This window comes from Lentzea alba (assembly GCF_011067745.1).
In the GTDB taxonomy this organism is placed as follows: domain Bacteria; phylum Actinomycetota; class Actinomycetes; order Mycobacteriales; family Pseudonocardiaceae; genus Lentzea; species Lentzea alba.
The window spans coordinates 1-12,506 of the sequence record NZ_JAAMPJ010000023.1; the positions used below are offsets into that span (position 1 = coordinate 1).

Genomic DNA, 12,506 nt, shown 5'->3' on the forward strand with positions numbered 1-12,506 from the left:
TTGGGGAAACACCCGGTCCCATTCCGAACCCGGTAGTTAAGCCCTTCTGCGCCGATGGTACTGCACTGGTTACGGTGTGGGAGAGTAGGTCGCCGCCGAACTTAATTTAGCCCTGCGGGTTGAGCGCTTCATGCGCTCCCCGCAGGGCTTTTTCGTGCTTGAGCGACCGACCGGGTGATGCACACCAGGCGAGCGGGTGACGTGAGCCAGGCTCGGGTTGTTCGTCCCTACCGTGATCGTCATGAACGATCAGCGGGTAGGGGAGGCACCTTTGCGGTGGCGAGCGCGCAGGAGGCGGGGCAGGCACGCCCGCGAGCCCGCGCCGTCCTCGCAGTCACTCCTGCCCGCAGTGCTCGGCGTCGTGCTGCTGGTGTGCCTGATCCTTCTCCTGCTGACGTACCTCTAGCGGGACCGCAGTGCGTCGAGCGCCACGGCCTGCGCGGTCACGAGCCGGCGGTCGACGCCAGGATCCTGGAACGGGACCAGGTAGTGGTCGCGAACCCAGGTCTTCCTGTCGACGCTGAACACGGGAGCGCCGTTCTCCGTGGTGAAGTCGAACTGATACCTCAATGGGGAACGGCGCTTCTCCTACTGCAGACTCACAGCTCACCCTTCTCGACTGGGACGGGCGTCAAGCTTCCGGTCGGGAACCGCCGCTCGTTGCGTTCGATCTTGGCGAACGCAGCCTCGACGAGGTCGACACCCAGCTTGTCCGCCAGCCTGGTGAGGTAGTGCATCACGTCCGCCAGCTCGTCCCGCACGTTCCACGCAAGGTCCGGGTCTTTCATCGCGTTCTGCGCCTCTTCGGGTGTCAGCCACTGGAAGAGGTCGGTGAGCTCGCCAACCTCCGCGGACAACGCCATCACCAGGTTCTTGGGGGTGTGGTAGCTGTCCCAGTCGCGGGCAGCGGCGAAGGCCCGCAACGCATCCCTCAGGTCCACGAGATCACGCTCACTCATGACCCACTAATTATCACGTGGACGAACGAGCAAGGATGGCGGTTGTTCAAGCATGGATCGTCCGAGTCAACATTGATTAGCTCTAGTCATGTCAACATTGAGCGCCCTCAACCCGTCCTCCATCCTCGTGCTCGGCGGCACCGGCAAAACCGGTCGCCGCGTCACCTCACTCCTCGGCCCCGCGGCCCGTCCCGCCTCACGCTCGTCGGCGACGAAGTTCGACTGGGCCACCCCGGAGACCTGGGAGCCCGCTCTCGCCGGCGCCACCGCGGTCTACGTCGTGCCGCCGGACAATCCCGCTGCCCTCGCCCAATTCGTGCCGCTGGCCGTGAAGTCCGGAGTGACTCGGCTCGTGTTGTTGTCCATGCGCGGTGCCCCCGACGACGATCCCTTCGAGGCCACGATCAAGGAGTCCGGCGTCGAGTGGACGGTCCTGCGTCCGACGTGGTTCATGCAGAACTTCGACGAGGACCTGTTCGCCGCGCCCGTGCAGCACGGCGAGCTGGCTGTCCCGGCAGGACAGGGCATCCATCCGTTCATTGATGTGGTGGACATCGCCGAGGTCGCCGTCGTTGCGCTGACCCAGCCGGGCCACGCGGGGCAGACCTACGAGCTGAGCGGGCCCGAGTCGTTGTCGTTCGCCGAGATGCTCGCGCGGATCGTCGCGGTGACCGGCAACCCCGTTCTGTACACCGACGTCGACCAGGAGGAGTTCGCCGCTTCGTTGCGCGGCCTCGGCTACCCGGACGAGATCGCCGACCTCGTCACGATGCTGCTCGTGCGCATCCGCACGGGAGAAGAGGCCCATCTGTCTGACGGCGTGCAACGAGTTCTTGGCCGTGAACCGCGGACGTTCGCTGACTACTTGGGCAGCAGCAACTTCGTCTGAAGGCCACGCGTGCCCTCGTTGGTGATGACCGCTTCGCAGAGCGCGCGCCCCGTGCGGGCGCGCCACTCTTGCGCAACGTCGCAGTAGCGCAGACCCATCGAGTAGGTGAGCTGACCGATGCGTTCGCCTTCGAGGAGTACCTCGAGAGTGTGTTCGCCGATGTGGCTGCCTTCGGCGATGCAGCAGTCGCGGAGCTCGGCGATGACGTGGACGGGCGTGCGGCCGTTGACCACCCGGTGCAGCACGTGCTGATGTGCTTCCTCGCCCGTGATGTTGACCTGGTGTTCGGCGGGCAAGGTCGGTGCGGTGCCAAGGGCTTCGTGGTCGAGCAGCAGCAGCCGCGGGACACCGAGGTGCAGGTGCACGCCGTAGTAGCGCTGGCCACCGCCCATGATGCGGGCGGGACACGAACCGACCTCGCCGCGTTCGGCCAGTTCGAGCAGCAGCGGCTGGTAGTCGGCGGCCTGGTCGCCGCGCAGGTAGCCGGCGGTGATGGCGGATCCGTCGCCGCGCAACAGATCGACCCGCACCGCCTGGTGGTCGTGGCGGTTGGCCTGTTCCGGCACCAGCACGGCGGTCGCGGGGATCGCCTCGTCGAGCGGCAGCGCTGTCGAGTGCCTCGCCACCTCCGCGATGGCGTCCTGGTAGTGCGACTCACCGACGATCGCGACCCGGCCGGCCGTGGACAGCCGACGGATGCGGGACCGGGTCCGCATGGGCGCGGCCTGGTCGGGTGCCGCTCTGTTCTTGCTGCCGATGAACATCAACGCGAACAACGCGAGCCCGATGACGAAGCCCAGCGGGCCGAAAGCAACGGTCAGAACCAACGCGAGCACGGCAACGGAGATCAGGACTGCGGCGGGCGAAGGCTCTGTGCGTTGCTGCATCGTCATGGGGCATCCTCACGACTCGGCTTCCCGTCACTCTCAGTGTCGGGGATGCCGGACGATGCGTTTCACAAATCGCTCGTTTGGCCTAGCATAACCGGCTGTTCGCTTCACTCAGTGACCGAATGACAACGCAATCCGGTCCAACGTGATCAGTCAGTGGACCAAGGTGAGGCGCGCACGTCCTCTGGGGCCTGGTTCTCCGCCACCGGGTAGCGCGGTCAGCACGAGTCCGAACACAAGTCCGTTGAGCTCTTCCAGACCCAGATTCAGCTCTTTGGCGACGTGCAGCGGCGTCGTGCCGTTCTCGCGGAGAACCCTGAACACCTTGGTGAGCAGCTTCGACGTTTCCCGGCGGGCCAGCCAGCGGCGGTAACCCGTGCCGTAGAACTGCTTCTCCGGCATGAGGAACTCGGCGGCGAACTCCACCGGTTCGTCGTGGCCGAGCAGCACGGCGAGTTGCCGGGTGGCGTCGAACCTCGCCTGCTCCGGCGTCGCCGCCGGGTTCAGAAACACGAACGGCGTTCCGTTGTGCCAGCAGGAGAACGCCTCCTGAGCGGCGCAGTCGACGGGCAGCGAGAACACCCGCACACCGCGCGATTCGAGCAGCTGCACCATGTTCGGCGCCGGCCCGTCGTCAAGCCGCCAGGCAGCGCGCGTGCTGCCCGGCGAAGTCCGGGGAGGCGGCAGGTTCGGCTGGGGGAGCACGAACAGGCGCTCCAGCCACCCGTTGAACTCGATGGCCAGCTGAGCCGCCGCGGTCGCCTGCGCGTCGTCCGGCCCGCTCTGCGGTCGTGGCGGTTCCGGCGCGGTCAGGAACGCCGCCGGAAAAGCAAGCGCCCCGGCCAGCGACTCGACGGTGGCGGGCTTGGGCCTGCGCTGTCCGCGCTCGTACTCGCCGATGGCCCGCGCCGACACCCCGGACTTGCGCGCGAGCTCGGCCGCGGTGAGTCCGCGCCGGGTGCGGGCGAGCGTGAGTCGCGACGGGGTGAGCATGATCCGGCCATTGTCGCTGCTGCCGCGCCGCGATGCCACGCGGGTCCAGTTGGACCCGCGTCAGGTCGCTGTCGTGCGTGGTGCTCGGCCTGCCCGCAGATCGTTCACCGCCTCAACGCGATCGGGAAGTCCACCTCCTCCGGACCGTCCACATTGGGCGCCTTGAGCTGCGGGAACTCCATCGGCGGCAACACGATCCGATGCGCCCACCGCTCGATGATCTGGTTCTGCGGCGTCGGCTCCGGCTGCGACACCTCGCGCAACACCACGAGCCGATCCGCCAGCTGCAGCGGATACGTGACCAGGAACCACAACTTGAACCCCTCAGTGCGCACGTTCTCGAACAGCGCGAACTGGTCGTGGTCGTTGTCCCTCATCATCGCCGCGATGGCGGGCCCCTTCGCATAGTCGCTGCGCAGCGGCGCGTCCGTCGACCCCGTCCCCCGGTTGCCTTGCAACGTGCCCAGCAGAATCGGCCGCGACGGGTGCCGCACCAGGCCGGCGTTCCAGTGGTCGAGCCGCTGCCACCCCTCGACGGCCAGCAACTGGCGCAGCGTGCCCACCCGGTGAATCCAGTCGAGCAGCCCCGGCGCGTTCGTCGGCCCGAACGGCGGCGAGGCGGCACGCGCGTCGATGCCGGCGGCGATCGCGCGGTCCAGGACGGCGAGGCGCAGCCCCAGCTCGGCGAGCCGCTCGTCGGGCGTCGGGGCCAGCTTGCGGAAGGCGGCGTTGGTCATGGGATCGACGGTAGCGACGGGGTCTGACAATTCCGGGAAACTGCAGGTCGTGTACCGCTATGTCGATGCAGGACCCGCTCCGGCCGCCACTTCCGAGGCGACCTCGCGGGTGATGCGCAGGACCCGCCGGGTCGGCACCGCGCCCGAGATGGCGGTGCGGCGGGCACTGCACCGCCGTGGGCTGCGCTATCTCGTGGACGTCGCACCGCCTGGGACCAACCGGCGCCGCCGTGTCGACGTGCTGCGAGGGGCAAGGATCGCGTTGTTCGTCGACGGTTGTTTCTGGCACTCGTGTCCGGAACACGGCCAGCTGCCCAAGGCGAACCGCGAATGGTGGCGGGTGAAGCTGCACGGCGTGGTCGTTCGAGACCTCGACACCAACACCCGGCTCACCACCGCCGGCTGGCTCGTCGTTCGCGTGTGGGAGCAGCCGGACGGCAAGTCAGGCGGCCACAGGCGTGAGCTGGTGCAGCACGTCGCGTTCGCCCAGCCGTTCCTGGGCCCACTCGACCACCGCGCTCTCCTGCGCGAACACCACGATCTGCCGGTCCTCCGACAGCCGCAGCAGCAGGTCCAGCACCGCGCGGGTCCGGGTGTCGTCGGCCTGCACGGTGACGTCGTCCAGCAACAACGGGCACGGCTCGGAAGCCAAGTGCTGGGCGAGGGCCACGCGCAGCAGCAGATAGACCTGCTCGGCCGTGCCCAAAGACAAACGCGATGCCTGGTGCCATGTCTCGGAGGCGGTGCACACGCGCACGGTCAGAGATGCGGGGTCCACTGCTGCGTCGACATAACGGCCGTCGGTCACGAGAGGCAGCCACGCGCGGAGGGTGTCCTCCAGGGCCGGGGCGATGGTGCTGTGCACCTTCTCGCGGGCGGCGGTCAGGTAGCGGGAGGCGAGGTCGATGGCCTGCACCTCGGCGGTCACCTCGGCCAGGACCCGCGCGGCGGTCTGCACGGCTTCTTCCGCGTCCGGGACGCTGGGCAGGCCGCGGACCATCTCGGTGACGGTGGCGGCCAGGGTGTCGCACTGCGCGGCGAGAGACGGGTCCACGGGGTCGCAGGCTGCGTAGCGGAGGGCGGTTTCGACCAGGGCGGCGTGGTGGTTCTGGGCGGCGGAGAGGGTGGTCTCGACGTCGTTCAGCGTGCCGGAGGCCAGCAGGGACTGGAGTTCGGCCCAGGCGTTGCGTTCTTCCTCGGCCTCGCGCAGCAGGCGGTCCCAGCCGCGTTGCCACTCGGCGATGGCGCGGAGCAGGTCTTCGGGGCGTTCGCCGCTGCCGCCGATCGCGGTCACGGCGTTGCGCAGCAGGGCCAGTGCGCGGGTGTGGGCGACGGTGGCTTCGGCGACGGTCGCTTCTGCCAGGCGGCGGTCGGCCAGCGCCTGGGCCAGCAGCGGGCGCTGGGCGGCCATCAACGCCTGGCGGGCGCGGACCTTGCAGTCGGTTTCGTAGTCGATCAGCAGGTCTGGCACGGTCATCGCGGCGTCGACCTTGCCGCGCGCGGCAAGTTCCACGCGGACCACCTTCTCGGTGCGCGCGACCTCGCACTCCAGGTCCGCCTGCACGGCTTCCCAGGCGGCGCGGTTCGCCAGGCGCCACAACGTTTCGCGGTCCGCGGGGATGCCCAGGGACGCGCACGAGGCGACGGCTTCGTCGTGGACGCGCACGGCTTCCGAGGCCACCGCGCGCTGGCCCTCGGCCTCGGCCAGTTTGCGGTCCGCGATGAACAGCACGCCCCGCGCATCGGTTGCCATACGCGCGCGTTCGGCGGCGAAAGCGACGGCGGCGTCGCGTTGGGGGCCGTTGCCGCGGGCCAGGGCGCCGCCGACGCCGGCCACCAGGGCGGCGATCAGGACGCCCACGGCGGCGAGTTGCTGGTCGGTCAGGAACAGCAGCAGGCCGACGAGTGTGGTCAGGCAGCTCAGGGCCAGCAAAGCGTTGCGCAGGAACGGGTTCGGCATCGCGATCTCCTGCACGCGCGCTGCCGCCACGTCGGCTTCCACCTGGGTGCGGGCCGCGTTGGCGGCGGCCTCGTCCTGGAACTGGCGGGCGGTGTCCACCTCGATCGACGCGGTGGTCAGCCGGGCGCCGCTGGTCGGGTCCAGGCGGGTGGCGAGGCCGCGCAGCACCGACGGCTCGGCAGTGGTTGGTGGCGAAGGGCGGCGTTCGTTGTGTGCGGCTGCGACGGCAGAAGCGGTCTCATAGGCCGTTGCTACGACACGGAGTTCATCGTCGACCGCGGTCTCACCAACGGGAGGCTCGGGAAGTGCTTCCAGTTCGCCTTCGAGAGTGGACGCCGACGGGCCGGTCAGCACACGCGGCGTCGGTGCCGCACGCCACGCGGCCAGCGCACGGTTGACCACGTGGGTCAGCTCTTCCTGCGCGGCCAGGCCAGACGGCGGTGAGTCGCCGAAGCGCTCCTGAAGCTCACTCAGCCGTGCCGCCCGAGAGGACAGCGTGTCGAGCACAACCGAGTGCTCTTGAACGGCCAGGCGCGCGCGTGCGGCTGCGGCTGATCGGGCGTGAGCAGTCAGCTCCAGGTACCGGGTGTGCTCGCGGCGGGCCACGCTCAGGTCCGTTTCGGCCTCGCGCAAGCGGTTGCGGGCGTCCCGCAACTGGTCGACCGGCGCGCTCAGCCGTTGCAACGCCTGCTCCACCGTGCCGTCGGTGCCCGCCGTGGCCGCCGCGCGCCGCAGGTGGTCCTGCAGCCCGTCCGCCGCGTCCAGCACGGTCAGCAGCTGCGCCTGGTCGACGCAGGCGGTGGCGGCGAACGACGTGCGGTCCAGACCGATCCGGCGCGCGACATCCGGCGAGGAGTCGTCGTTCAGATCGCGGTCCACCGCGACGACTTCGCCGGACGCCATCGACACCATCGCGGCCACCCGCCACGACTCACCGTGCCACGGACGGTGCCGCGACGACGGTTCACCGCACAGGGCGGCGCGGATCGCGGCGTGCCAGGAGGACTTCGCGGACTCGTTCACGCCCGACACCACGGTCAGCCCCGGTGCCAGCGGCAGCGTCCGGTCGTGCAGCGGCCCGAAGGCGTGCGCGGTCACCGACTCGATCTTCATCGATCCTCCAACGCCCGCAGGCCGGTCGCCAGCACGCGGCCGCGCAACGTCGTGTCCAGAGACGGATCCGCCAGCACGTCCCGCACGAACTGGCCGCGCACGGTCCGTTCCGCGGCGACGGAGTCGAAGTCCAGCAAGGGGAACGTCTCCGTGTGCTCGGCCAGCAGCCCGAGCGACCGCGACGCCGACACGTCGAACACCTCGCGCGTCACCGAGCCGTCGTCGTGCACCGTGCACAGCACGGCCCCGCGCTCACCGGTCTCGTCCGCGGTCAGCGGATCCGGGTTGCCGGGGAAGGTGTGGCGAACGGCGTGCTCCGGCGTGTGCACGTGCCCCAGGAACGCGTGGTCCAGCCCGGTGATCGCGACGTCCTCCGGCGCGGAACCGTGACACAGCGCCAGGTTCACCCCGCCGCGGTTCACCGCGAAGCCGTCCAGGAAGTCCCGCGCCGGGCCGGGGCCGACGTGGGCGGCACCCCACAGCGTGACGCCGTCGGCGAGTTCCACGGGCGTCAACGACTCCGAGGAGAACACGTGCACGTTCGGCGTCCAGTCCACCTGCTGGTAGACCGACTGCGGCCCGTACCAGTCGTCGTTGCCCGGCACCAGGAACACCGGAAGCGAGCAGTCGAACGACGACTGCAGGAACGAGGCCGTGGAAGGGGAGCAGCGATCGTGCTCGTACAGGTCGCCGGCGCAGAGCACCGCGTCGGCGTTCGATTCCTGTGCGAGCTCCACGATGCGGCCCAGTGTGTCGCGCAACGCCTGGCGTCGCGCCGGACCCGCGCTGGAAAAGCGCGTGTCCAGGTGCAGGTCCGCGAACAGCAGCAGTTTCACCGGTGCCTTCAGGTGAGGTCTATGTTGCCGGACAGGGTCAGGGTCGGTTGCAGAGCCTCGACGACCGAAGCCGTGTCGTCGTGCCAGCCGCGCAGTTCCACCACGGTCGGGCTGAGCTCGTAGCCGTGGTGCCGGATCGCGCGGCTCAGCGCGTGCCACAGCTGGGAAGCGTCGTGCGCCACGTCCGCGTCCACATGGGACGGAAGATTGATCAGCAGCGCGTGCACTGGCTGGTCGCTGTTGTCGGCGCCGCACGCGCGGGCGACCGAACGTTCCACCGCCGTGCGCAACAGCTCGGCGCAGCACCGGATCCGCACGCCGTCGAGCTGCTCGGGGCGGGCCAGCAGGTTCGCGACGCAGGTCAGGCGGTCCTGCACGTCCGAGGGGAGGTTCATCGCTGCAGCCACCCCGCGAGCAGTTCGGTGTCGCGGATCAGCACGTCCAGGTCGCCGCTGTCGCCGCCGATGCGGCACGCGTGCAGCAGGTCGACCGCCCACGACCCGACGACGTCCTCCAGATGCGGCAACAACTTCGCCGGTTCCGCGAGGTCGTCGAGCACCGCCAGCGCGATCTTCTGCCTGGTCGTCAACGCGCACTCCAGCACGCGTTCGACCTCGGCGTGCGGTACGCCGCGGCCGAGCCGTTCGCGGCGGAACCGGGCGTGCGACGCCACTTCCAGCGCCGTTCGGCAGCACGAAGCCACCAGCTCGGCTCGCAGGGCTTCCGGCAGGTCCTCGTCGGTGCGCATCGCACGGGCGTCGTTCAGGCACCGGCCAACGGGGTCGTCGGACATCCGCACCTGCACGACGGACTCCTCGCCGCGGCAGACCTCCCAGACGGTCGCGCTCAACCGCAACCGCCGCAACGCCTCCACCAGTCGTTCGTCGTGGGTGAAGACCACGACCTGGCGGGTCAGTCCGACGTCGGCGAGCACCTGCGCGAGACCGTCTACTTTGGATGGATCCATCGCCTGTACAGGGTCGTCGATCACCACGAACCGGAACGGGCTCTCGTCGACCATCGCGCGCGGCAGGAACAGCGCGAGCCCCAGCGAGTGCAGCTCGCCCTGGCTCATCACCGCCAGCGCCGAGTTCGAGACGCCGTCGACCGACACGTCCAGCTCGACGTTGCGGGTGTTGCCGAGCCGCACCGCGCCCAGGTCGACGTTGCTCTGCTGGCGCAGCCGCTGCCAGATCCGCTGCGACTCCTTGGCGAACGGCGCGATGCGCTCGGACCGCAGGGTCGCCGCGGTCCTGCGGATCCAGTTCTCCGCCTCGGTCACGTCGGCGAGCACCTCGGCGTCCGCAAGCGCTTGCTGGGCCTGGGAGTGCCACTCGAACAACGCGAGCGCCATCGGCCGCCACACCAGGTCACGCCGGTCGATCTGCTCCCGCGCGACGGATTTCAGCTGGTCCACGGCCTGCATGAGGTCCGCGTACCGGTCGAACAACTCCCGCCGCAGCCGCACGGGATCGTCGATCGAGACGCAGCCCTCCCACGCCTGCCACGCCTGCAGCGCGGTCGTCGTGTCGAGCATGTCCTGGGCGTCTTTCAGCACGTCCGGCACCGGCAGGCAGGAAGCCCGCGTGGCCGCCACCGCCACGTCCAGCCGGTCCGCGGCGTCGTGCAGCTCCGCCGCGGCCTTGGCGAGGTGCTCGGCGCGTTCCCTGGCTTTCGACAGCCACAGCCCGTCCAGCCGGCCGAGGTCGCACACCGGGCACGACTGGTTGCCGCCAGACTCCTGCAGCTGGATGGCGAGCTTCAGGATCTCGCTGCACCTGAGGGAGTCCTGCGCGTTGTCCGTCGCCACCACGGTCACCGCGCCGAGTGCCAGGTCCAGGGTCTCGCGGATCCGGTCGATCTCGTCGTCGGGAGGCAGTGCGATGTCGACGATCTGGTGCAACAGGCTGGTTCCGCTGCCGACGTCCGCGCCGAGCGCGAGGTCCGCGATCGCGTCGAGGTCGGGGGAGTCGCTGCCGAGCAGTTCGGCGGCGCGGCGGGCGCGTTCGTCGGGGGACGCCGCCAGCTCCGCGCGCACGCGTTCTCGTCGGTCGTAGGGGCGGGCGACGACCTCGGCGAGCCGTTTGCGGTGCTCGGCGAGCGACTGCTGGGCCTCGGTGATCGCTTCCAAGCCCAGAAAGCGATGCATCGCCTCGTAGAGGTCCTCAGGCTGTGCGTCGAGGACAGTGCCCAACTCGCTGTAGGGCAGGAACGGTCGGTAGGTCTCCAACGCGTCGTGCCATCTTCGGTCGTCGAACGGCTCGTTGTCCTGCGTCCACTCGCCCTGCGCCAGGTCTTCTTCCGGCGCCCAGCGTCTTCGGATCGTCGTCCGGCCCGGCCGCGCGGCCTGCACGATGTCCAGCTCGACGGCGGTGCCGGCCTGGTGCAGGTTGCGCCAGCCCTGCCGCCACACGTCGTGCCGCGCGCGGGTCCAGCGGGCGTTGTAGCCGGTCAGCGCCAGTTCCGCGGCCTCGGCGAAGCTCGACTTGCCCGAGCCGTTGCGTCCGGTGATGACGGTCAGTCCGGGGCCCGGTGCCAGCGGCAGGCGTGCCTGGGGACCGATGCCCCGGAAGCCGCGCACGCGGATCTCCGACACGAAGATCCCGTGTCCGGGGCCGTCCGTCCGTTCCCTCGGCGTCTCCTCCCGCGCGGGCACCCCGGCGAGCGCGCTGTCCAGCGCTGCTTCACCTCGGCACGCCGCGAGCACCAGTTCCGCCGCACGTGGGGTGAGATCGTCTTTGGCCAGTCGCCCGGCCATCAGTTCGAGTAACCCGGCTTCACCCGCCACGGTCACATTTCCTCCAGCTGCCACCACTCGATAGGGCGGCAACTTAGGCACCAAATGAGACCTACTGGTGAGTACTCACACGATCGGGTGGTGTTACATAGGGTGACTAAAGTAGTCCGGGCTCGTTATGGCCCCCACACTTCCAGTCCCCTGATCACGAAGTAGGCGTCCGGCACGTAGGTGCCGTGCCGGGGGTAGGTGGTGAACTCGGCCTCGGTCGAGCAGTTCTCGCGCTGGTAGACGGTCGCGTCCCTGCTCAGGCGGTTGGCGAAGGACTTGCCGACGACGTTGAGCGGGATGCATTCGCCGGGGTTCGCGGTCTCCAGGTCGAGACGTTGGACGGACCCCGTGTAGTCCGGTCCCGACCAGACGCAGAACTCGCCCTTGTCGCAGCTCTTGTCACTCTGAGCTACGGCGATCCCACTGGAGGCAACCGCTCCCGCGGTGATCATCAAGGCGGCGATGAGGCTCTTCGTCGACATGGGCGCACCTCTCCGTCGTCTTGGAGTGTGCGTCCGTTTGGGTCAATCGGCCAGACGATCTTGTAGTGCTTTGGCGTCACGCGGGGCGTAGGCCTTCGCGTCGTTGTCGAAGTAGACGAACACGTCGCCGTGCTCACGCCACTTCTCGACCTTCCGCGCCCACATGTCGAGGCCCTCGTCGGTGTAGCCGCTGACGTACAGCTCGTCGTGGCCGTGCAGCCGGACGTAGACGAAGTCGCTGGTGACCTCTTCGATGAGCGGGTACTTGCCGGCGGCGTCCGCGACCACCAGTGCGATGTCGTGGCGCTTGAGGAGATCGATGAACTCCGGCGTGCGATAGCTGTCGTGCCGGACCTCGAGGGCGTACCGCATCGGGCGTTCGGCGTCCGTGGTGGTGTGGGCCGGGTCCACGCGGTGGTCGTGCCGTGCGGCGATCTCCGCGGCCTCGGTGGTGGTGCGGGGGAGGCCCTCGAAGAAGCCGGTGAGCAGGCCGGCGTCGAACTGCAGCGTGGGCGGGAGCTGCCAGAGGATCGGGCCGAGTTTCGGGCCCAGGGCGAGCACGCCGGACGCGAGGTAGTTCGCGAGCAGTTCGTTGCCGTCTTTGAGGCGCTTCATGTGCGTGATGAAGCGGCTGCCCTTGACGGCGAACTTGAAGTCCGGTGGTGTTTCCGCGGCCCACTTCTGGTAGCTGGACGGGCGCTGCAGTGAGTAGAAGGAGCCGTTGATCTCCACCGAGTTGAGCTGCTCGCTCAGGTAGGCCAGCTCGCGCTTCTGCGTGACGCCCTTGGGGTAGAAGACGCCGCGCCAGGGTGGGTAGACCCATCCCGAAGTGCCGATCCTGACCTCTCCCATGTGGTTA

Annotated in this window: 13 protein-coding genes, 1 rRNA gene and 1 pseudogene; 4 read left to right on the forward strand and 11 right to left on the reverse strand. The window is 69.2% G+C overall.

Going from position 1 to position 12,506, the window contains the following annotated elements; all coding sequences use genetic code 11:
• Nucleotides 1–101: ribosomal RNA gene (rrf, locus tag G7043_RS46870) — 5S ribosomal RNA — on the forward strand; the annotation flags it as partial.
• A 140-nt stretch (nucleotides 102–241) separates the two neighbouring features.
• On the forward strand, nucleotides 242–406 hold the full coding sequence (locus G7043_RS46875; protein ID WP_166056174.1) for a hypothetical protein: 165 nt from the start codon (nucleotides 242–244) through the stop codon (nucleotides 404–406).
• Here the strand turns inward: G7043_RS46875 and G7043_RS46880 are convergent.
• Nucleotides 403–570 carry a hypothetical protein gene (locus G7043_RS46880; RefSeq protein WP_166056176.1) on the reverse strand — a complete coding sequence of 56 codons (168 nt, stop codon included), beginning with the start codon at nucleotides 568–570 and terminating at the stop codon, nucleotides 403–405. The genes G7043_RS46875 and G7043_RS46880 overlap by 4 nt on opposite strands.
• A gap of 29 nt (nucleotides 571–599) precedes the next feature.
• Nucleotides 600–959: a nucleotide pyrophosphohydrolase gene (locus tag G7043_RS46885; protein WP_166056178.1), complete on the reverse strand. Its 360-nt coding sequence runs from the start codon at nucleotides 957–959 to the stop codon at nucleotides 600–602.
• An 88-nt stretch (nucleotides 960–1,047) separates the two neighbouring features.
• On the opposite strand from G7043_RS46885, the gene G7043_RS46890 reads away from it, so the two are divergent.
• The gene (locus tag G7043_RS46890) at nucleotides 1,048–1,848 is read left to right on the forward strand and encodes an SDR family NAD(P)-dependent oxidoreductase (RefSeq protein ID WP_166056180.1); all 801 of its coding nucleotides are present in this window, start codon (nucleotides 1,048–1,050) and stop codon (nucleotides 1,846–1,848) included.
• Here G7043_RS46890 and G7043_RS46895 read toward each other — a convergent pair.
• The 3 genes from G7043_RS46895 to G7043_RS46905 all read right to left on the reverse strand — a co-directional run bounded on the left by G7043_RS46895 (nucleotide 1,821) and on the right by G7043_RS46905 (nucleotide 4,468).
• Nucleotides 1,821–2,741, reverse strand: coding sequence for a hypothetical protein (locus tag G7043_RS46895; RefSeq protein ID WP_166056182.1), 921 nt, complete (start codon nucleotides 2,739–2,741; stop codon nucleotides 1,821–1,823). The genes G7043_RS46890 and G7043_RS46895 overlap by 28 nt on opposite strands.
• 150 nt (nucleotides 2,742–2,891) lie before the next feature.
• Nucleotides 2,892–3,731, reverse strand: coding sequence for a helix-turn-helix domain-containing protein (locus G7043_RS46900; protein WP_166056184.1), 840 nt, complete (start codon nucleotides 3,729–3,731; stop codon nucleotides 2,892–2,894).
• Between the two features lie 104 nt (nucleotides 3,732–3,835).
• The gene (locus tag G7043_RS46905) at nucleotides 3,836–4,468 is read right to left on the reverse strand and encodes a hypothetical protein (protein ID WP_166056186.1); all 633 of its coding nucleotides are present in this window, start codon (nucleotides 4,466–4,468) and stop codon (nucleotides 3,836–3,838) included.
• Here G7043_RS46905 and G7043_RS49715 point away from each other — a divergent pair.
• Nucleotides 4,467–4,748: pseudogene (locus tag G7043_RS49715) on the forward strand (hypothetical protein); the annotation flags it as partial. The gene G7043_RS46905 and the pseudogene G7043_RS49715 sit on opposite strands and share 2 nt — an antisense overlap.
• Nucleotides 4,749–4,910: 162 nt before the next feature.
• Here G7043_RS49715 and G7043_RS49175 read toward each other — a convergent pair.
• The 6 genes from G7043_RS49175 to G7043_RS46940 form a co-directional block, all read right to left on the reverse strand.
• Nucleotides 4,911–7,541: an ATP-binding protein gene (locus tag G7043_RS49175; RefSeq protein WP_166056188.1), complete on the reverse strand. Its 2,631-nt coding sequence runs from the start codon at nucleotides 7,539–7,541 to the stop codon at nucleotides 4,911–4,913.
• Nucleotides 7,538–8,377, reverse strand: a complete 840-nt coding sequence (locus G7043_RS46920) for a metallophosphoesterase family protein (protein ID WP_166056191.1) — start codon at nucleotides 8,375–8,377, stop codon at nucleotides 7,538–7,540. The genes G7043_RS49175 and G7043_RS46920 overlap by 4 nt, the downstream gene beginning before the upstream one ends.
• Before the next feature lie 8 nt (nucleotides 8,378–8,385).
• Nucleotides 8,386–8,772: a hypothetical protein gene (locus tag G7043_RS46925; RefSeq protein WP_166056193.1), complete on the reverse strand. Its 387-nt coding sequence runs from the start codon at nucleotides 8,770–8,772 to the stop codon at nucleotides 8,386–8,388.
• Nucleotides 8,769–11,135, reverse strand: coding sequence for an AAA family ATPase (locus G7043_RS46930; RefSeq protein WP_166056195.1), 2,367 nt, complete (start codon nucleotides 11,133–11,135; stop codon nucleotides 8,769–8,771). Before G7043_RS46930 ends, G7043_RS46925 begins: the two co-directional genes overlap by 4 nt.
• Before the next feature lie 155 nt (nucleotides 11,136–11,290).
• Nucleotides 11,291–11,647, reverse strand: a complete 357-nt coding sequence (locus G7043_RS46935) for a peptidase inhibitor family I36 protein (RefSeq protein ID WP_166056197.1) — start codon at nucleotides 11,645–11,647, stop codon at nucleotides 11,291–11,293.
• A 42-nt stretch (nucleotides 11,648–11,689) separates the two neighbouring features.
• On the reverse strand, nucleotides 11,690–12,499 hold the full coding sequence (locus G7043_RS46940; protein ID WP_166056199.1) for a DUF72 domain-containing protein: 810 nt from the start codon (nucleotides 12,497–12,499) through the stop codon (nucleotides 11,690–11,692).
• Nucleotides 12,500–12,506: the final 7 nt, after the last annotated feature.